A 22,913-nucleotide genomic window follows, 5' to 3' on the forward strand; every position below is an offset into this window, starting at 1 on the left:
AAAACGAAGCAAAAAAGCATGAAAAACATTTTACAACGTGGTCTTATCGGAATTTTGATTGTAAGCTCACTAGGTTTTACAGACAAAAAAGAGCCGCCATACAAAAACCCAAAATTACCTGTACAAGAACGGGTAAAGGATTTAATGAGCCGCATGAGCCTAGAAGATAAATTCTGGCAAATGTTTATGATTCCGGGTGATTTAAGTATTGGTAAAGACAAATTGAAACACGGTATTTTTGGTTTTCAGATATCTTCAAAAGGAAAAAATGATAACGCCGCCGAACAAATAATGGACTATGGTTCTACCGGTACGGCAGAAAAAATGGCAGAAGAAATCAATGAATTGCAACGCTACTTTCTAGAAGAAACACCGTTGGGTATTCCAATAATTCCGTTCAACGAAGCTTTACACGGTCTAGCGCGTGATGGTGCAACTACCTATCCGCAAGCGATTGCATTAGCGGCAACTTGGGATACCAATTTGGTAAGCAATGTAGCCAAAGCGATTACAAAAGAAACTAAAACGAGAGGGATCCGTCAAATTTTATCACCAGTTTTAAATATTGCTCGTGATGTACGCTGGGGAAGAACCGAAGAAACCTATGGTGAAGATCCTTATTTGACATCTCAAATGGCGGTTTCTTATATAAGTGAATTTGAAAAAGAGGGAGTAGTAACCTCTCCAAAACACTTTATTGCCAATGTTGGTGATGGAGGTCGCGATAGCTACCCAATTCATTATAACGAACGTCTATTAGAAGAAGTTTATTTTCCTGCCTTCAAAGCAGTGTTTCAAAAAGCAGGAGCAAGGTCTGTAATGACGTCGTATAATTCATTAGACGGTACACCTTGTACTTCAAACGAATGGTTGCTTACTAAAAAACTGAAAGAGGAATGGGGTTTTAAAGGTTTTGTAATTTCAGATGCGGGTGCTGTTGGTGGCGCAAATGTTTTGCATTTTACAGCAGCAAATTATGCTGAAGCTACCGAAGACGCTATTGAAGCTGGGCTAGATGTAATGTTTCAAACCAATTACAACCACTATCCTTTATTTTTTGAAGCATTCGAAAAAGGAATGGTAGATATCAATGCAATTGACGAAGCGGTAAGACGTATTTTGACCATTAAGTTTGAATTAGGGTTGTTCGAAAATCCGTATGTAGACGCCAAAGAAGCAGCACTTTGGAACGGACACAAATCACACCGTGAACTAGCGAGAATAGCTGCAGCTAAATCAATGGTTTTATTAAAAAATCAAAATCAAATTCTTCCTTTGAAGAAGTCTGTTAAGAAAATAGCGCTGATTGGTTATGACGCCAAAGCTGCTCGTTTAGGCGGATACAGCGGGCCTGGAAATAATGTGGTTTCGATGCTGGACGGGGTTTCGAATAAGATAGGAAAAGAAAATATAATCTATGCTCCTGGAGTTTCTTTTAAAGAAGAAAACTATAAAGTGATTGCGTCTTCTTTTTTGTCGACAATACAAAACGGGAAAAAAGTAGAAGGATTAAAAGGAGACTATTTTGACAATATTAAATTAAGCGGAAAACCAACGGTAGAACGTATTGACAAGCAATTGCAATTTGGTTGGACACTTTTTTCGCCAGACGAAAAATTACCTTACGACTGGTTTTCGGCGAGATGGACAGGGAAATTGAAAGCTCCAAAATCAGGTACCTTTAATGTTGGTATCGAAGGAAATGACGGTTACCGCATGTATCTTGATGGTAAATTATTAATCGACAACTGGCAAAAGCAATCGTACAATACGATTATGAAAGCCTTTACATTCGAAGAAGGAAAAGAATACGATATTAAAATTGAGTTTTTTGAGTCAGCTGGAAATGCTAAGTTCAAATTGGTTTGGGATGCAACACATCACAACGACTGGGAACAGCAAATTGCCGATGCAGTTGCAGCAGCTCAAAATAGTGAAGTAGCAGTAATTGTGGCGGGTATTCATGAAGGTGAGTTTCAAGATCGTGCTTTATTATCGCTTCCTGGTCATCAAGAAGAATTGATCAAAGCAGTTGCCAAAACAGGAAAACCAACTGTTGTGGTACTAGTAGGAGGAAGTGCTATTACGATGGCCAATTGGATCAACGATGTAGACGGAATCATTATGGCTTGGTATTCAGGTGAAAATGGGGGGAATGGTTTTGCTGATATTCTTTTTGGTGACGAAAGTCCAGCAGGTAGATTACCTATAACTTTCCCAGTAGATGCTGCTCAATGTCCGTTATACTATAACAACAAACCAACAGGTAGAGGTGATAATTACCATAATTTAACTGGACAACCTTTATTTCCTTTTGGATACGGATTAAGTTATACATCCTTTGAATATTCAGATATGAAATTCAGTAAGAATAAAATCGATGCTACCGAATCAATAAAGGTGACTTTCAACGTAAAAAACGTTGGAAAAGTAAATGGTGACGAGGTAATCCAACTTTATATTCGTGATGTATTGGCTTCTGTAGCCAGACCAATCAAGGAATTAAAAGGATTTCAACGCATCACTTTAAAGGCAGGTCAATCACAAAAAGTAACTTTCGAGTTAACTCCTGAGGATTTGTCGATGCTTGACAAGGACATGAAAAAGGTGGTCGAATCAGGTGATTTTAGAATCATGATTGGCGCTTCATCAAAAGACATTAGATTAAGAGGAATTTTAAATGTAAAATAATCAGATAATGACAATTTTTAAAAGTTTTACCATCGCATTTTTATTTGTTTTTACAGCTTGTACCACACAACCAAAAGTGACGTGGATAAGTACAACTGAAAAAGAGGTTTGGGTAGCCAAACAAGTAAATAAAACATCAAACAATAAAGCACCAAGCCTTTCTATTACGGTTGATTCCAACAAACAGGAACAACAAATTACAGGTTTTGGAGGATGTTTTAATGAGTTAGGTTGGGATGCACTCAACATGGTAACGCCAGAAGAGAAAAATCAAATTCTAAATGATTTGTTTAACCTAGAAACGGGGTCAAAATTTAATATCTGTAGAATGCCAATTGGCGCCAATGATTACGCCGTAGACTGGTACAGCCATAATGAGACAGCTGATGATTTTAAAATGGCTAATTTTTCTATCGAAAGAGATAAAAAACGTCTAGTTCCTTATATTAAAGCAGCACAAAAAATCAATCCAAAACTTGAAATTTGGGCATCACCATGGTGTCCACCCTCTTGGATGAAGTACAGCAAGCATTACGCTTGTAAGTCGAATCCAGAGTTTAATGATCTGCCAGAAAAGTGGAGTTCTACTGAAGAATTGGTATCTCGCTTCATTATGGAACCAAAGTATTTAGAATCGTACGCTTTGTATTTTTCAAAATTTGTTAATGCGTATGAAAAAGAAGGAATTCCGATAAGTGCAGTGCACGTTCAAAATGAGTTTAACTCTGCACAAAACTTTCCTTCTTGCGTGTGGAAACCTGAGGATTTAGGAATTTTTATTGCTGATTATTTAGGTCCGAAAATGAAGAAAGACAATCCAAATACCGAAATCTGGTTGGGTACAGTAGAGCGTCCGCAAGTAGAGAGAGTGGATGCTGTTTTGGGATACAAAGATGCAAAAAGTTATGTCACAGGTGTTGGGTTTCAGTGGGCTGGTAAAGGAGCTATTAAAGATGTCCATGCCAAATATCCAGAAATGGACTTAATGCAGACTGAAACAGAATGTGGTGATGGTTCGAATGATTGGAAAGCCGCAGAACATACTTTTGAATTAATGAAGCATTATTTTGAAAATGGAGCAAATTCTTATATGTATTGGAATATGGTACTTGATGAAACAGGAAAAAGTCAATGGGGATGGAAACAAAACTCCATGATTTCCATAGACAGCAAAACTAAAGCGATTCGTTACAACCCAGAATTTTATTTAATGAAACATTTGAGTGCTTTTGTAGCGCCGGGTTCTGTGAAATTAGCGGCTGAAGGGGATACAGATAACACTTTGGTTTTTTACAACAAAGCCAAAAATGAGGTAACAATTTTGACTTACAATAACGCTAGTGGATCTCAAGAATTAGCCATGAATATCAATGGTAAAATCATTAGTGTTCTTGTAGAAGCAAAATCGTTCAACACTTTTGCAGTCAGTTTATAATAATAAATGAAGTATGAAAAGGAGAGAGTTTGTAAAATATTTAGGTGCTGGTTCTGTATATATTGGAGTAGTTTCTTGCGGTGCAAGTCGTGTTTTTAGCAATTCGTACAACGAGGCTGCTTGCAGAGAAGCGTGGAAAAAGCTTGCTAATAAGGAACCTGCTTTTGCTTATGTCACTCCAGATCCGAAGCTGAAAAAAGTGTTTTTATATGGTGATTCTATTTCGATAGGATATACCAATACGGTTAGGAAAGAATTAGCCGACAAGGCAAATGTTTTCAGAATTTTCAATAACGGAGGTTCCAGTGATATGTTCATCCCAAAAATGGAGCAGTTAAAACAAACGATGTTTGAACCTAATTTAAAAGGAGGTTGGGATTTCACCTGGGATGTGATTCATTTTAATGTTGGTCTGCACGATTTAAAATACCTAAAAGACGAAAAATTAGATGTTAAAAATGGCAAACAAGTAAGCAGTATTGAAGTATACAAAAAAAATCTAGTGGAGATTTGTAACTACTTAAAAAAGGAATTTCCTAAAGCCAAATTAATTTTTGCCACCACAACTGCAGTTCCAGATGAAGGGGCCGAAGGAAGAATCGCAGGAGATAGCGAAATATACAACCAAGCTGCTTTAGAAGTTATAGCCAGTTATCCTTCGATACTAATTAATGATTTGTACAGTTTTACTAAACCTCATGCAGCCGAATGGCATATCGCTCCTGCTAATGTACATTATAATAATCAGGGAAAAACGGCACAAGGAAAAGAAGTAGCTGGAATCATAGCCGAAAATTTATAAATATGAAGAAAACAGTATTCATTATAGTTACAGTATTAATATCTTTTTGTGGTCAAGCACAGGAATATAAAAACACGTTTATACCACAACCTGAATCTGTAGTAATGCAATCAGGTGGTTTTAAACTTGGTAATACTACTCAAGTATTTATTTCAAAAAGTATGTATGCCGATTTAAAGCCCATCGTTGCATCAAAAATGAGCAGTGATAATGGGTTGCAACTTGATGTAAAATCGGGTCGCGTGAGTAGTAAATCAAATTATATCAGTTTTGAAATAGTAAAAGATAAAAAAATCCAATCTGAAGGTTATATTTTAGAAGTAAAACCATCACAGATTACAATAAAAGCGACAGATTATGCGGGCTTGTTCAATGGATTTCAGACTTTGCGTCAAGCCATTCCAATGGGTAGCAAAGGGGAGACCGCAATACCGAGCATGATTATTACTGATAATCCTAGATTTCATTGGCGTGGTGTTTTGGCCGATGTTTCTCGTCATTTTCAAACCAAAGAATTTTTACTAAAACAGATTGATGTTATATCTTCTTATAAAATAAATACGTTCCATTTGCATTTAACAGATGACCAAGGTTGGAGAATCGAAATTAAAAAATATCCGAATCTAACCAAAAAGGGAGCATGGAGAGCCGGCAGAACGGGAATTGCATGGTGGTCAAGAGAAGCGGCAACTGCTGAAGAACCGAAGACTGTTGGAGGTTTTTATACACAAGAAGATTTAAAAGAAATAATTGCTTATGCGAAAGTTCGAAATGTCGAAATCATTCCAGAAATCGATGTTCCTGCTCATAGCAAAGCTCTCATTGCAGCCTATCCCTATTTATTTTGCTACGACAAAGTGCCTGAAGGAGTCAATTTTGAAGTAGCTGTTGGAGGTAAAGCACCTGATAATGCATTGTGTGCTGGTAAAGAAACTACCTACGCTTTTTTAGAAGATGTAATTAAAGAAGTGGCTGCTTTATTTCCATCTAAATATTTCCATATTGGTGGGGACGAATGCAATAAGAGTAACTGGAAAAAATGCCCTCATTGCCAAAAAGTGATGAAAGACAATAACTTGAAAGACGAAGAGGAATTACAAAGCTATTTCATTCAAAGAATGCACAAAATAGTTACCGCTCAAAAGAAGGTAATGATTGGCTGGGATGAAGTTTTAAGCGGTAATGGAGTCAAAGGCGCTACTATCATGGCATGGAGAAGAGGAATTCATACTCCAGAAATAAAAGCACCTCGCGAAGGCTACCCAACAATTATGACTTCGTATTTGCATTCGTACATCAGTCGCGTGCAAGGGCCAATGTTTATGGAGCCAGAAGGACCATTATCGGTATTGCCTTTATCTGTAGTGTACAATCACGAACCAGTGCCATCAGAGTTAACGGCAGCTGAAGCAAAAAGAGTAATTGGGAATCAAGTGAGTCTTTGGGGAGAATTTACCCCAACCGAATCTCACTTTGAATACATGTTGTACCCAAGAACGTTGGCAAGCGCTGAGGTTTCATGGAGCAATCCAAAAGTAAAAAATTGGGAACGCTTTCAAGATGCCTTAGAATTTGATCATTTTGCTCGATTAGAAAGAGATAAGGTGAATTTTTCCAAAAGTATGTTTACCGTTTATCCCGCGTTTGCAATTGATCAATTAAATAACGAAGCCATTGTTTTTCTTAAAACAGAAACAGTTGGTTACACTATTTACTATACATTAAATGGCGAAGACCCAACAATGGCCGAGGGAACTAAATATATGGGAGATTTTAAAACAACACCTAAAACATTATTAAAAGCAGGTTTGTTTAATGAAAAAGGAGAATTATTAAGTACGATAACAGAAATACGACTAAAATAAAAGTATGAAAATTTCAAAAATAATAGCAGTATGCCTGCTGATTGCAAGTAACGTAGTAGCTCAAAAGAAACCGAATATAATTTATATCATCTGTGACGATTTAGGATATGGAGATGTACAAGCATTAAATCCTGAAAGGGGAAAAATCTTGACTCCTAAAATTGATGCTTTCGCAAAAGAAGGAATGACATTTACAGACGCACATTCGGCCTCTTCTGTATGTACGCCCTCTCGTTATGCAGTGCTTACAGGACGTTACGCCTGGAGATCACGTTTGCAGGAAGGTGTTTTAAATGGTGACGAAGCGATTCCACTAATAGCAGAAAATTTAGAAACAGTACCATCTATGCTAAAAAAAGTAGGGTATAAAACCGCAGCGATCGGAAAGTGGCATTTGGGTTTTAGTTTCCTAGATGAAAGCGGTAAAGAATATGACCTATATGCGGGAAAAAAAGTATTGGATATTCCTGTTGGTGCTCATGTGCCAAATGGTCCTATCACACGTGGATTTGATTCTTATATCGGCTTTCATCATGCAGCTTCGATCAATACAATTATAAAAAATGACAGGGTAGTAGACCACATGGAACCCGTTAAAATGCTAAAATTATTAACGGATAACGCTACAGAATTTATTAATAAAGAAGCAAAAAGTGAGGCACCATTTTTTATGTATTTAGCATTAAATTCTCCTCATAGTCCCGTAGTTCCTTCTGAAAATTGGAAAGGTAAAAGTGGAATGGGAGATTATGCCGATTTTGTTATGGAAACAGATGATGCCGTAGGTCAAGTTTTAAAGGCTTTAAAAGACAATGGATTAGATGAAAATACTTTGGTGTTTTTTACCAGTGATAACGGCTGTTCATTTCCTGTTGCCAAAGGAGGTAAATTAGAAAAAGAATTTGGACATTATCCTAGTGCCAACTTCCGTGGATCAAAATCGGATATTTGGGAAGGAGGTCATAGAATTCCGTTTATAGTAAGATGGACAGGAAATATCGAAGCCAACTCGGTAAACGATAAATTAATATGTCAGACTAGTTTATTATCGACAGTGGCTGAGGTTACAGGTGCTGCAATTTCAGAAAAAACAGGAGTTGACTCTTATAGCATTCTACCGATGCTAAAAAACAAAAAAGCAAAAACAGACTATAATCTTGTCGTTCATCATTCGATTCAAGGGAAATTTTCTATTCGAAATAAAAAATGGAAATTAGAATTAACACCTGGTTCAGGAGGTTGGAGTAGTCCTAATGACAACAAAGCAAGAAAAGAAAATCTACCGGAAATTCAGCTTTATAATATGAAGAAGGATGAAGAAGAAACGACCAATGTGTACAAAAAACATGCGAGAGTAGTAAAACGATTGACAGCTAAATTAAAACATATCGTCGAAAACGGAAGAACAACATCTGGTGCATCACAATCCAATGACGTAGCTGTTGATATTTTTAAAACAGCAGATACAGGAGAAGCTGCAGTTGATTAATATTAAAATTAAAGAATACCTAAGCATGCATATCGAAAAGAATATATATAAGTTTTGTTTTCCGCTTCTTGCTTTTGCAGTAGTTTCTTGTTCTTCGACCAAGACAGTAAAAGAGGCACTAGTAGAAAAACAGCCAGTAGATTATATTGACCCAATCATTGGTGCTATTTCGTATGGTAAGCAGTCGAAAGATGCACATGGTTTTGGTAAAACATTTCCAGGAACCGCTACACCTTTTGGATTGGTACAGTTAAGTCCCGATACTTTTACAGGTGGTGATAATGGCTCTGGATATTCTTATGAGCACCCAACATTAGAAGGTTTTAGTTTCACGCACATGAGTGGTGTGGGATGGTTCGGTGATCTGGGTAACTTTCTAGTAACACCTACAATAGGTAAATTACAGACCAATCGCGGGGTTCCCGAAAATCCAGAAGGTGGCTACCGTTCTCGCTTTTCTCATGATACAGAGGTAACGCAAGCAGGTTATTATGCAGTGACTTTGGATGATTACAAAGTGAAGGCAGAATTGACATCGGCAACGCGTGCTGGAATTATCAGATTTACTTTTCCGGAGAATAAGGAATCTAGAATTCAGATTGATTTGTCTCGAAGAGTAGGAGGAACGTCGACCGAACAATATATAAAAGTAGTTGATGAGTACACGATAGAAGGTTGGATGAAATGCCCTCCTGAAGGTGGTGGTTGGGGAGCCGGACAAGGAAATGCTGACTATGTGGTTTATTTTTATTGCCAGTTTAGCAAACCCTTAAAAGATTACGGAATTTGGAGTGCGACCTTACCAGACGTGCCAAGAAAAATGAAGTACATCAGGCAAGATGATTACCAATTAGCGGTTGAAAATGCAGAAATTTTCAAAGGTAAGAATGAAATGCAAGGCAAGCATCTGGGTTTTTATACCAATTTTGAAACCAAAGAAAATGAAATTGTTTTGGTAAAAAGCGGAATCTCCTTTGTGAATTTAGAAGGTGCCAAAGAAAATTTGGAACACGATATCAACCATTGGGATTTTGACAAAACAAGAAAAGAAGCTCGTAATAGCTGGAGTGATGCCATCAAAAACGTAAAAGTTTCGGGAGCTACAGACAAGGAGAAAACTATTTTTTATACCTCGATGTACCATACAATGATTGATCCTAGAACATTCTCCGATCAAAATGGGAACTACATGGGTGCTGATAAAAAAGTACATCAAACTAAAGATTTTACGTATCGAACAATTTTTAGCGGTTGGGATGTTTTTCGTTCGCAATTTCCTTTGCAAACCATCATCAATCCAACGCTTGTAAATGATGAGATCAATTCGTTATTACAAATTGCCGAGTTAAGCAAAAGAGAATATTTACCACGCTGGGAAATGCTCAATTCGTATTCTGGAGTAATGCTGGGTAATCCTGCGGTTGCGGTAATTGTAGATGCATACGAGAAAGGAATCCGTAATTACGATGTAGACAAAGCCTTCAAATATTCGAAAAATACCGTTGACAATACAGGAAATGGAGAATTAGGATATTTTAATAATCATATTTCAAAAACATTAGAATATGCGTATTCCGACTGGGCTTTGGGAACATTTGCAAAATCTTTGGGTAAAGAGGCAATTGCAGCGACCTACTTAAAAAAAGGGGAGAACTACAAAAACATCTGGAACGATGAGGTACATTGGTTTAGAGCCAAGGACAGTGCAGGAGTTTGGATGGAATGGAAAGGTAAAACAGTGCACGGTCAAGGCTGTATCGAAAGTAATCCGTACCAACAAGGATGGTTTGTACCGCATGATATTGAAGGATTGAAAACTTTAATGGGCGGACAGGAAGCTTTTAAAAATGAATTGATTTCTTTTTTCGAAAATACTCCTGACGACTTCCTTTGGAACAACTATTACAACCATGCCAACGAACCGGTTCATCACGTTCCGTTTTTATTTAATGAAGCGGGTGTGCCACATTTAACGCAAAAATACACTCGAAAGATTTGCAGCAATGCTTATGGTACAGATGCGTACGGATTATGTGGTAACGAAGACGTAGGGCAACTTTCTGCTTGGTATGTTTTGGCTTCAATTGGGATACACCCTATTGCACCAGGCGATAATAAATATCAAATCACTAGTCCTGTATTTAAGGAAACCGAAATACAATTAGATAAAAAGTATTACTCGGGGAAAACATTTAAAATAATAGCCAAGAATAATTCGGACACCAACATTTACATTCAGTCTATGAAATTAAATGGTAAACCATTGGAGCGATATTATATCACACATCAAGAAATCACAAAAGGTGGCGTGCTTGAAATGGAAATGGGACCTGAACCAATTATTAAATAATAAAAAATCAAAATCAAAAGAATCAAAATTAAATAAAATGAAGAAAATCATAATCACTGCTCTTTTAGGATTAGTAGCATTTACGAGCAATGCACAGAAAGAATACGGCTATCCTATGCCAAAATACACACCTACAGAAGGTAATTTACAAGCTCGTCAAGAGTTTCAAGACATGAAGTTTGGAATGTTTATTCACTGGGGAGTGTATAGCGTCTTAGCTGATGGTGAATGGGTGATGTTGTTGAAAAAAATAAAAGGAGACAACTATGCACGTTTGGCAGACTTCTTTAACCCTCAGGAATTTAATGCTGAAGAGTGGGTTAAAATAGCAAAATCGGCAGGGATGAAGTACATAACGATTACCACACGTCACCATGACAGTTTTAGTATGTTTGATACCGATGCAAGTCCATTTAATATTGTTGATGCAACACCTTATGGTAAAGACCCTTTAAAAGAATTAGCGGCAGCTTGTAAAAAAGAAGGTATTAAATTAAATTTTTATTACTCTTTATTGGACTGGAAAAGAGATGATTATAAAGACGGTAAAAAAGGAGATGCGGCGGCATGGAATAAGTATGTAGGATTTATGAAAGCGCAACTTACAGAGCTTTTGACTAACTATGGAGAAATAGGAATGATTTGGTTTGATGGGCATTGGGATCAAAAAGAAGCGAATTGGCATTATGATGAAATTTATTCTTTGATCCACACATTAAGCCCAAATACCTTAATTGCCAATAATCACCACATTCAACCGATAGCAGGTGATGATATTCAAACCTTTGAACGTGATTTACCAGGAGAAAACCATGGAGGTTTTAGCGACGGAGTTCAAGTAAGTCAATTGCCATTAGAATCTTGTTCTACTTTAGGAAGTAAATGGGGTTACAGTATTTATGATGAGAAATTTAAAACTACAGAACAACTGGTTCATTTTTTAGTAAATGCTGCCGGTAAAAACGGTAATTTATTATTGAATGTTGGACCAATGCCTAATGGTAAAATTCAGCCAGAGTTTGTCACTACGTTAGCAGAAATTGGAGAATGGACATCTAAGTATGGAGAAAGTATTTATGGTACTAGAGGAGCTATAGTTCCAGCACAAGAGTGGGGAACAGTAACAAAAAAAGACAAAACGTTATATGTGCATATTTTAAAATCTTCTCAAGAGCCGTATATTTTTATTCCTGAATTTAAAGAGAAAATAGCGTCGGCTACCACATTTGATGGAAAGACTAAAATTAAGTTCAAACAATTAAAAGAAGGAACATTTATCTATGCAGATACTAAAAATGTAGATATCGATATGATTTTAAAACTTAAAATGAAATAATATGCGCAAGTTCAGTATAGGTGTTTCACTTGTTATTTCATTTTTAACGGTATCGGTCAAAGCTCAGGACACTATTCCTTTGACCAAAGGGCTTACGGTTGCCCTCAAAGGAAACGGAGCTAGATCCATCATCTATACTGATCCTGTTTTTTACAATTTTATATCAAAAAGTGGATACGAACCGATTGAAAACGATTCAGTCGAGACCGACAGAGATGGGGAAACAGCCCGCTGGGAAGTCCTCAACGTGGATGATAAGGGCGTATTCAAAAGTAAAACCTTGCGAGGCGGATACTTATATGTGACCTATGACGCTCCCGAGTCGGGAATTAAACTGCTCGAAATTTCGGGTCATAGTGAAGTATTTGTAAATGGTATTCCGAGAGGTGGAGATGTTTATAATAAACATTTAATTTCTCACCCCATATCATTATTAAAAGGGAAGAATACATTTTTGGTAAAAGGCGGTCGTGGAGAAGTGGCTATGCAATTAGTGTCGGTAACAACACCGGTGGCTATTATGGAGCGAGACATGACCAATCCTGATTTTATCACAACCGAAACAGATACTAAAATTGGGTCAGTCCGAATACAAAATACAACTAAAACAACATTAAAAAACCTAAGAATAGTAGCAGAATCGAATGGTAAAAGAGTAGAAACTACCTTACCATCCATTGTACCTATGACGATGCGTAAAGTGCCGTATAATGTTCTTGATAATTATATATCAAAAGATACGGTAAGAGTGAAAATTCAGTTATATGATGGTTCGAAACTACTAGATGGACAGTCGGTATTGTATCAAGTACGAACTCCAGAGGAACGTTACACCAGAACTTTTATTTCGAAAATAGACGGAAGCGTTCAATATTATTCGGTAAAAGAAGGGGACATTAAAGAAGGACTGCAACCAGCAATGTTTTTATCACTTCATGGAGCCAGTGTCGAAGCCAAAAACCAGGCAGTACAATACAAAGCCAAGGATTGGGGACATGTAGTAGCGCCTACCAATCGAAGAGATTTTGGATTCAATTGGGAAGACTGGGGGCGTTGGGATGCTATAGAAGTTCAAGAACTAGCAGAGAAAAGATACGGGACAGATCCCAAACGTACTTACTTGACGGGACATTCAATGGGTGGTCACGGTACATGGCATGTAGGTGCCACTTTTCCGAGTAAATTTGCTGCTATTGCACCAATTTCTGGCTGGTACTCTTTATTTTCATATGCCAACAAGAAAGAAATCGAGAATCCTAGTCCTATAGAAAATATGTTTGTACGAGCCAATCATGCAAGTTATACCTTAGACCTATCCAAAAATTATCTTCAAGAAGGCGTGTACATACAACACGGTGATGCCGATGACGTAGTACCGGTGGATCAAGCGCGATTCATGCGCAAACATTTAGCCGATTTTCATCCTGATTTTGCGTACTTAGAATACGAGGATAAAAAGCACTGGTTTGGAATTGATTTTAATACTATTTTCGATTATTTCAAATGGCATACCATTCCAGAGAATGATGTAGTAAAAACTTTTGAGTTCCGCACTGCGAGCCCAGGAGTTTCTGCAGAAAGTAGGTATGTTACTTTATACCAACAAGAAAAGCCATTTGATTTTTCAGGAATAAAAATCACTCAGAATGTACGAGATGAAAAACAAATCAAGAATAACGAGATTCTAAAAACAAGAACATTCGCTATCACTACCGAAAATTTAAAGAAATTTAAGTTAGATGTGCGTCATGCTTCGGCCTCAGATACAATTCAAGTGGTGATTGATAGCTTGGAAATGAAAAGTATAGTTGCCAATAAAAATGCCGAATTGTGGTACGAGAAATTAAATAATTCTTGGAAGTTGGTTGGGAAACCGACTAGTACATTCGAGAAAAATCCACTGCGTTACGGGAATTTTAAAGACGCTTTCAGGAACAACATGCTTTTTGTTTACGGTACAAAAGGGACAGCAGAAGAAAATGAGTGGTCCTTTAACAAAGCTCGATTTGATGCCGAAAGCTTTTATTACATTGGTAATGGAGCGATAGATATTATTTCAGATAAAGAATTCTCATTGTCAAAATACAAAGACCGTTCGGTAATACTTTTTGGAAATGCCACTACCAATTCGGCTTGGAAAACGTTATTATCGAAAGCCCCAGTACAAGTCACACGAAATGAGGTAAAAGTGGGCGATAAGATTCTAAAAGGAGATGAGTATGGGGTGTATTTAATTTATCCTCGAACAGATAGTGAAACAGCCTCGGTTGCAGTAATTTCAGGAACTGGAATGGCTGGTTTTAAAGCGGTTACCTTAAACAAGTATTTTGGTTCAGGTACTGATATCCCGGATCTAATGATTATGACTCCAAAAGTGTATAAAAACGGAATCGAGAGCGTTAAAGCTGCTGGTTTTTTTGGAACTGACTGGAGCGTGCAAAACGGAGATATCCAGTGGGCCAACTAATGGGTAAACCATAAATAAGTACAGTATTGTCTAATTGTTTTTTGTCAGATCGAGCGCAGTCGAGATACTACACTGGTTCTCGACTGCGCTCGATCTGACAATAGGGCTATTTTATAATGATAAATGAAATTAAAATATGAAGCAAATTTATATGATAACGGTAGCATTGCTATTGTTTACAGCTACAATAAAAGCCCAGCAAATGTTCTACGTTTCTCCAGCAGGAAATGATTTAAATTCAGGAACTAATAGTCAACCTTTGGCCTCATTAATGGGAGCAAGAGATGCCATCCGAAAAAATAAACAAAATAATACTGCTCCTCAATCTTATACCGTAATAGTTCAAAATGGAGAGTATCTTATGAAGGAAACTCTCGAACTTACAAATGAAGACAGTGGAACCGAAAAACATCCAATTACCTACAAAGCAGCAAATGGTGCCCACCCTATTTTTAGTGGTGGCAAGAAAATAGAAGGATTTTCGATATATAAAAAAGGAATTTGGGAAGTTAAAATTCCAGAGAGCGAATACTACAAATGGCAGTTTGATCAGCTCTATGTCAACGGCAACAGAGCAATTCTTGCCCGAACACCAAATGAAGGATTTTTAGAATTAGATACTATTCACCAAACAATTTGGAAACAAGGCAATTCCAAAGTAGCTGAAAAGGCAGAGCAGCAACTATTTTTCGATAAAGAAAACTTTGATGCACTTGCTGGTGTTCAAGAAGATGAAATTCCGGAAATAAGATTCAAAGCCTATCACAAATGGGATTATACCTTGCGTCATATTGATGCTATTACTAATGATAGTTTGTCGGTTACAACATCTGGAAAAGGGATGAAACCGTGGAACGCATTAAAAAAAGGAGGTCGTATCGTCTTCGAAAATTATAAGGCGGCACTAGACGCTCCTGGTGAATGGTTTTTGAGTAAAAAAGGAATTTTATACTACGTTCCAAGGCCCGGAGAAACCCCTGAGAATACCACCGTCATAGCACCTGTTCTGGAGCAATTGGTATTAATTAAAGGAAATGCTGCCGAAAATAAATATGTGGAATTTATAAATTTTGAAGGTTTAAAATTTGAATATTGTCATTACGAAATTCCCAAATCAGGATCAGAGCCCAATCAAGCGGCTGCTCTTTTAAATGCAGCTGTTTTTATCGAAGAGGCCAAAAATATAAATTTTTCTGATTGCGAAATTTCCAAAACAGGACAGCATGCATTATGGTTTGGTAAGGGGTGCAGTGACTCCTCGGTAGCGCATACCTATATGCACAATCTTGGCGGTGGCGGAATTTATCTTGGAGATTTTAAAGAAATTCACGGTAAAGATCACACGCATAACATTACTTTAAGTAATAATATCATCCAATCTGGCGGTCAAGAGTTTCCTGCGGCTGTAGGAATTTGGGTGGGTCACAGTTCAAACAATACGGTGACGCACAATGATATTGGGAATTTTTATTACACCGGAATTTCTGTAGGATGGGTTTGGGGTTACGCGCCAAGCTTAGCTAAAAAAAATACAATTGCCTACAACCATATTCACCATATTGGCTGGGATTTGCTTAGCGATTTGGCCGGAATTTATACTTTGGGCGAGTCAGAAGGGACGCTGGTCGAAAATAATTTGATACATGATGTACATGCCTTTTCTTACGGTGGCTGGGGAATGTATGCCGATGAAGGTTCCACCGGAATTACGTTCAGAAACAACCTAGTTTACAACACCAAAACAGGTGGTTTTCAGCAAAATTACGGAAAGAACAATATTGTAGTTAATAATATTTTGGCCTATGCCAAAAAATACCAATTGCAATGTACGGTTCCAGAGAAACATCAGTCCTTTACTTTTACAAATAATATTATTTTATTCAAAGAAGGGATGGTTGCAAAAGGTGCTTGGGATAAGGTAAAAGCAACAATGGATCATAATATTTATTGGAACACCGATGGAAAAGCATACGATTTTAATGGTCATTCTTTCAAAGAGTGGCAAAAAATGGATTTTGATCGACATAGTTTTTTAAGCGATCCTAATTTCAAAGATCCTTCAAATGCTGATTTTAGATTTAAAAATAAAAAAAGGTATACAAAAATAAATTTCGTTCCTTTTGATTACTCACTAGCTGGGGTTTATGGAAAAGAGGAATGGACAGAAAAAGCCAAATTACCAATTGCAGTTACTCAAAATTTTGAAAAAGCTGTACAACAAAATATGAAATTACAACATTAGAATATGAAAAAATACGCCATTTTACTCTTCGTTGCTCTTCTGCTTGGAGCTTGCTCCACGACTAAAAAAACTTTTAAACAAGAGGAAATTTCATTATTGCCAAAACCAGTGAGTTTTCAATTAAAAGAAAATTCATTTGAATTTACGTCAAGTACAAAAGTAGTTTTGCAAGATGAAAGTCAGCAAAAAGCGGTGAATTATCTTTTAGGTTTATTCCGTACCGCTGCGGGTTATGATTTGAAGGTAATAAGTTCAAAAAAATCAAACACTGTGATTTTTGAAAAAGTAACGGGTTTAAAAAAGGGTGCTTATACAGTAGATATAAATGCAAAATCGATATTAATCACAGCTTCTGAGGAGACTGGGTACTTCAATGCTGTTCAAACCATTAGACAATTATTACCCAATCAAATAGAAAGTAAAAAAATTACAAAAATGCAGTGGCTAGTGCCTGCTGCAACGATAGCAGACGAACCTAAATTTGAATGGCGCGGAATGCACATGGACTTTAGTCGTCATTTTTTTAATATCGATGAGGTAAAGAGTTTCTTAGACAATATGGCATTGTACAAATTAAATACCTACCATATGCACCTTACAGATGATCAAGGGTGGCGTATCGAAATTAAAAAATATCCCTTGTTGACAGAAGAAGGGGCGTGGAGAATTCCCAACAATCAAGATACAATTTGCAATACTAGAGCAGTCGAAAATAAATTGTACACTATTGATGAGTCTAATTTTAAAGAAGTAAATGGGCAACGCAAATACGGTGGTTTTTTTACGCAAGATCAAATTAAGGAAATAGTTGCCTATGCAGATGATAGATGCATCACGGTAATTCCAGAAATTGATATGCCAGGTCACTTTAAGTCGGCAATTGATAATTATCCTTTTCTTTCGTGCAACGGAGAATCGGGATGGGATACTGTTTTTACCTATCCTACTTGTTTAGGAAAAGATACAACCTATGAGTTCATGAAAAATGTTCTGAGTGAAGTTGTAGAATTGTTTCCTGCAAATTACATACATATTGGTGGTGATGAGGTTAATATTAAGTCATGGGAAAAATGCCCTCATTGTCAAAAAGCCATCAAGGATCATGGGTTAAAAGATGAACATGAATTACAATCTTATTTCAACAGAGACATTGAACAATTTTTATTGTCGAAAGGGAAACGCTTTATGGGTTGGGACGAAATCGTAAAAGGCGGATTGACGAAAGATGCGAGTATCATGTGGTGGAGAAACTGGGCACCAGAAGCTCCAAAAACAGCTGCTAAAAATGGTAATGATATTGTAATTACAACCACTGCGGCTTATTATTTTGATTACTTGAACGAAGGAAACAAATTAGAAAACGTTTACAAATACGAACCAGTACCAGCAGATTTTACAGAAGAAGAAGCTGGCCATGTGTTAGGAATTCAAGCTAACTTGTGGTCTGAGACGATTCCGAATTTTAAGCGTCTGCAATACCAAGCGTATCCAAGAATGTTTGCAGTAGCAGAGAATGCTTGGGTATCGCAAGAAAAAGACTTTGCATCATTTAATAAAAGAGTCGAAAAACAATACGACAGACTGGATGCGCTCGATGTATACTATTATATTCCAGCTGTAGAAGGATTAGATAAAGAAATTGCTTTTGTAGATAAAACAGAGGTGAATTTAAATCTGGCCTACCCACTAGAAGGAACTGAGATTTACTATACCTTAGATGGAACTGTACCAACAAAAAGTTCATTACATTATGAAACACCATTTACAGTAAATGACACTGTCGAAATCAAAGCGAAATCATACCGCGGATCGATTTACAATGACTTAAAAACGACCAAAGTAATTCGTAAAGAATACAAAGCAGCGGCTGTTGATCCGAGTACAAAGGCAAATGGATTAAAGCAATGGTTCATCAAAGGACAATTTAAAACAGTAGAAGATATCACATCTCCTACGGCTACCAACTACAAATCAGTAGATTCGATTGCTTTAGGTAATTTTAAAGATCAAAAAGATTTCGCTATCGTTTATCAAGGATTTTTCAATGCAGAAAAAGACGGGATTTACGAATTTGAAACTCGATCTGATGGCGGTAATTTATTATTTATTGATGACGATTTAATTGTAGATAATGGTGGTTATCATGGTCCTCGCAAAAAGTATGGAAAAGTTGCTTTGAAAAAGGGATTACATCCGATAAAAGTAAATTACAAAGCGAGCGAAAACCCAAAAATGATTGACGTTTGGTATGCTTTACAAGGAGAGGTTTTAAAACCTTTGAATAGTTCGGTTACAAAATTTTAATTCATTAAAAGAAAAAAAATGATACAGTTAAATGTAAATAAGCATGTAATAATACCGGTTTTAGTATTCTTTAGTTCTTTAGGATTACAAATGGTTGGGCAAAACAAATATAATACTGCTCACCCGCTGATTTTGGATATGGTACACCATAATCCTGGAGAAACGCCATACGACACCAAATATAACAATCCCGCAGTAATTAAAGAGATGGGTTATAATGGTAAAGTCTATTTTCTTTTTGAATCTCCAGCTTTAGCGATAAATTGGGAGTCAGTCGATGCGTCTATTTTACCAAAGGGATCTGAGGATCGTAATTGGGTTGATGCAAAGGCAGCACAAATAAAGAAAATGCATGCAGAATCCAAAGAGCAAGGGATGGCTATTTATGCAATGTCTGATTTGGTTTTGTTTCCGAAAAGATTAATCGAAAAATTTAAAATTGAAAAAACTTTCGGAAATCCTAATGATGCTTTAACCGAAAAATTAATTAGAGCTCAGATTAACGAAATGTTTGATCAATTCCCTGATCTTGACGGACTCGTTGTGCGTATAGGAGAAACCTATTTGCATGATGCACCTTATCACCTTGGAGCAATTGAAGACAAAACAAATGCCGAAAAAACAATCATTCCTTTGATCAAAATTCTGAGAGAAGAGATATGTGTAAAAAGAGATAAAGAACTTATCTTCCGTACATGGAATGCTTTTGATAGAGACATGACAACTTATTTAAATGTAAGTGCAGCGATTGAGCCGCATGACAATCTGGTTATTAGTGTTAAGCATGTCGAGGGAGATTTTCACAGAGCAAATGAGTTTAGCAAAGTGATTGGTCAAGGGCGTCACCGTCAAATTATCGAGGTTCAATCTGCTCGTGAATACGAAGGAAAAGGGGCTTACCCAAATTATATAGCAAATGGTGTAATCGAAGGTTTTGAGGAGCACGCCAGAATGCCAGAAGATAGTATCAACAGCATTAAGGAATTTGTAGATAAACGACCTGAACTATATGCAGGTATCTGGACATGGTCTCGTGGTGGCGGTTGGGATGGTCCTTATGTCAAAGACGAATTATGGTGTGATGTAAATTCATGGGTGATGGCACAATGGGGTCAAAATACTGATAAATCTGAGGCATTTATATTTAATAGATATGCAACAGAACGTTTGAATTTAGAAGGTTCAAGTATTGCTAAATTTAGAGAATTGTGTTTGCTTTCTGCTGAAGCTGTTGTACGTGGTAGAAATAGTACTTATAGTGATATGAACCCTTGGTGGACAAGAGATCAAGGTATAGCGTGGCCAATGGTAGCAAAAGGAGATATGGAACGCGAAAGAAACCTAGCTCAAAAAGATGAATCGGTTGCGAAATGGAAAAAAATCGTGAAATTGGCTAAGTCAATTAAGTGGGCGAATGATGAAACTAAAAATCATGCAATAGGATCTTCTGAATATGGTTTGAAACTGTATGAGATTTATAGAACGCTTGTTTACATAGACAGTGCGGTTACAAAAGGAAATGAAAAAGAGGTTCAGAAATGGATCAAAGCATATGACAAAACTTGGGTAAACTACAATAAATTGGCCGAAAAATACAGTACAATTGCGACTCTGTATACACAAGATTACAAAAGACATATTGGGAATAATGCTGCTATCAAAGTAGATAAATTGAGAAAAAAATAAATGAAGTATTACAGCTATTTTTTAGTTTTAGTTTCGTTAAGTATTAGTTCCTGCAAGGAAGGAAAAATACAAAGAAGCGAAAGTTCTGCAAAGGAGAAGTTAACCAGCTATGTGAACACTTTTACAGGTACAGACGGACCTGGTAATACTTACCCAGGCGCGGTAGTGCCTTTTGGTATGGTGCAACTAAGTCCCGATAACGGATTACCAGGTTGGGATCGTATTGCGGGATATTTTTACCCTGATAGTACTATTGCAGGTTTTAGTCACACACATCTTTCGGGCACAGGAGCAGGTGATATGTATGATTTATTGGTAATGCCAATGAACAGTAGGTTTACAGAAAGTCTCACTCCAGAGGGGCCTTACAGACCTTACTCGAAATTTTCTCACGACAAAGAAAAGGCGAGTCCTGGATATTATTCGGTTGATTTGCTTAGTTCTGGTATCAAAGCAGAATTGACAACTACAGCAAGAGTAGGATACCACCAGTACACTTTTCCTAAAGACGATAAAAGTCAGATTATCTTAGATTTAGGATATAGTCTAAATTGGGATGCACCTGTTGATACCCAAATTACAATTGAGGATAATCAAACTATTTCGGGTTATCGTAAATCAAAAGGCTGGGCTGCAGATCAACGTATTTATTTTGTAATGAAATTTTCAAAGCCATTTGATAAGGCACAACTTTTCGAAAATGCTAAAGAAAAAAATGCACAATCGGTGAATGGGAAATTCACACGTATTATTGCCAATTACAATACAAAAGAGCAAGAAAAAATCCAGGTAAAAGTCGCACTGTCATCAGCTAGTATTGCTGGTGCTCGAAAGAATCTAGAGACTGAGTTGCCAAATTGGGATTTTGAAAAAACGGTTCAGGAAGCTGATGCTAGTTGGGAAACGTATTTATCAAAAATCACAATAAAGGGGACAAAAGAACAAAAAGAATTATTCTACACAAATTTGTACCATGTTTTCTTAACACCTTCATTACTTAGTGATGTGGAGGGAGATTATAAAGGAGCTGATGGAAAAGTACACAAAGCAGTAGGATATAACAAGTACGACACGTTTTCGCTTTGGGATACCTTTAGAGCGGCGCATCCTTTATATACCTTAATAGCTTCAAAAGAAACAGAGGATATGGTGAAATCCTTTTTATCGCATTATGATGAAACCGGATTATTACCCGTTTGGTCTTTGGCAGGTAATGAAACAAATATGATGATTGGCTACCATGCTGTTCCAGTTATAGTTGATGCTTATTTCAAAGGTATTCCAATTGATGCCAAAAAGGCATTAGAAGCTTGTGTGGCTTCTGCCACCGTAAATGGAAGACAAATAGATACTTATATGAAGTTAGGTTATGTTCCCACTTCAGAGGAGGGCGAGAGTTGGTCTGTTTCTAAAACTTTAGAATATGCCTACGATGATTGGTGTATTGCACAACTTGCAGAAGCATTAAATGAAACGGCTATAAAAGAACAGTTTTCTAAGAGAGCGATGAATTGGAAAAATTTATACGATTCTAAATCAACTTTCTTTCGACCTAAAAACGATAAGGGAGTTTTTGAAAGTCCTTTTTCTCCAAAAGAATATACACGTGAATTTTGCGAAAGCAATGCGTGGCAGTATTTCTTTTTTGTTCCTCATGATATCGATGGTTTGGTCAAAACAATGGGTAAAGAACGTTTTACTCAAAAATTAGATTCAATGTTTACATATTATCCAAAGGCTACTGATAAGCTACCTATCTTTAGTACAGGAATGATAGGACAATATGCACATGGAAATGAACCGAGCCACCATGTTTCTTATTTGTACAATAATATAGGGCAACCTTGGAAAACACAAGAAATGGTGCGCAAAATAATTGACACGCAATACAGTACCGCACCCGATGGATATTGTGGTAATGAAGATTGTGGACAAATGTCAGCTTGGTTGGTATGTTCTTCAATTGGAATGTATCCCATAAACCCCGCAAACGGAATTTACAGTATCACCTCTCCATTTGTAAAGGAAGCCAGCATCGCATTAGAAAACGGAAAAAAGTTTAACATTACGACAGAAAATCAATCAAAGGAAAATTGCTACATTCAATCGATGACTTTAAATGGGAAACCATTTTCAGACTTAACAATTAGTCATAAGCAAATTGCAGCAGGTGGTAATCTTCATTTTGTTTTAGGAGATAAACCCAACAAATCTTTGAGTAGAAAACAGTAAGTTTAGATTGGAGT

General features: G+C 36.9%; 12 protein-coding genes. All 12 read left to right on the forward strand.

Annotated features, from left to right (window positions below):
* Positions 1-18: 18 nt before the first annotated feature.
* Complete coding sequence (locus tag LXH21_RS11755; protein WP_239866083.1) at positions 19-2,691, forward strand: glycoside hydrolase family 3 protein; 2,673 nt, start codon at positions 19-21, stop codon at positions 2,689-2,691.
* Positions 2,692-2,698: 7 nt separating this feature from the next.
* The gene (locus LXH21_RS11760) at positions 2,699-4,126 is read left to right on the forward strand and encodes a glycoside hydrolase family 30 protein (RefSeq protein WP_239866085.1); all 1,428 of its coding nucleotides are present in this window, start codon (positions 2,699-2,701) and stop codon (positions 4,124-4,126) included.
* A gap of 13 nt (positions 4,127-4,139) precedes the next feature.
* Positions 4,140-4,928: an SGNH/GDSL hydrolase family protein gene (locus LXH21_RS11765; RefSeq protein ID WP_239866087.1), complete on the forward strand. Its 789-nt coding sequence runs from the start codon at positions 4,140-4,142 to the stop codon at positions 4,926-4,928.
* Between the two features lie 2 nt (positions 4,929-4,930).
* A complete protein-coding gene (locus LXH21_RS11770) occupies positions 4,931-6,793 on the forward strand; it encodes a family 20 glycosylhydrolase (RefSeq protein WP_239866089.1) in 1,863 nt (620 codons plus the stop codon).
* Positions 6,794-6,797: 4 nt separating this feature from the next.
* The gene (locus tag LXH21_RS11775; protein ID WP_239866091.1) at positions 6,798-8,282 is read left to right on the forward strand and encodes a sulfatase family protein; all 1,485 of its coding nucleotides are present in this window, start codon (positions 6,798-6,800) and stop codon (positions 8,280-8,282) included.
* 25 nt (positions 8,283-8,307) lie between these two features.
* A complete protein-coding gene (locus tag LXH21_RS11780; RefSeq protein WP_239866093.1) occupies positions 8,308-10,632 on the forward strand; it encodes a GH92 family glycosyl hydrolase in 2,325 nt (774 codons plus the stop codon).
* A 37-nt stretch (positions 10,633-10,669) separates the two neighbouring features.
* Positions 10,670-11,968 (forward strand): alpha-L-fucosidase, encoded by a 1,299-nt coding sequence (locus LXH21_RS11785; protein WP_239866095.1) that lies wholly within the window; start codon positions 10,670-10,672, stop codon positions 11,966-11,968.
* Between the two features lies 1 nt (position 11,969).
* Positions 11,970-14,435 (forward strand): carboxylesterase family protein, encoded by a 2,466-nt coding sequence (locus LXH21_RS11790; protein ID WP_239866097.1) that lies wholly within the window; start codon positions 11,970-11,972, stop codon positions 14,433-14,435.
* A gap of 136 nt (positions 14,436-14,571) precedes the next feature.
* Positions 14,572-16,677: a right-handed parallel beta-helix repeat-containing protein gene (locus LXH21_RS11795; protein WP_239866099.1), complete on the forward strand. Its 2,106-nt coding sequence runs from the start codon at positions 14,572-14,574 to the stop codon at positions 16,675-16,677.
* Positions 16,678-16,680: 3 nt separating this feature from the next.
* Entirely contained in the window at positions 16,681-18,981 is a 2,301-nt protein-coding gene (locus LXH21_RS11800; protein ID WP_239866101.1) for a family 20 glycosylhydrolase, read from the forward strand.
* 18 nt (positions 18,982-18,999) lie between these two features.
* Complete coding sequence (locus LXH21_RS11805; RefSeq protein WP_239866103.1) at positions 19,000-20,667, forward strand: hypothetical protein; 1,668 nt, start codon at positions 19,000-19,002, stop codon at positions 20,665-20,667.
* Positions 20,668-22,899 (forward strand): GH92 family glycosyl hydrolase, encoded by a 2,232-nt coding sequence (locus tag LXH21_RS11810; RefSeq protein ID WP_239866105.1) that lies wholly within the window; start codon positions 20,668-20,670, stop codon positions 22,897-22,899.
* The last annotated feature ends 14 nt before the right edge of the window (positions 22,900-22,913 follow it).

Origin of the sequence: Flavobacterium algicola (assembly GCF_022399565.1) — a bacterium.
GTDB lineage: Bacteria > Bacteroidota > Bacteroidia > Flavobacteriales > Flavobacteriaceae > Flavobacterium > Flavobacterium algicola.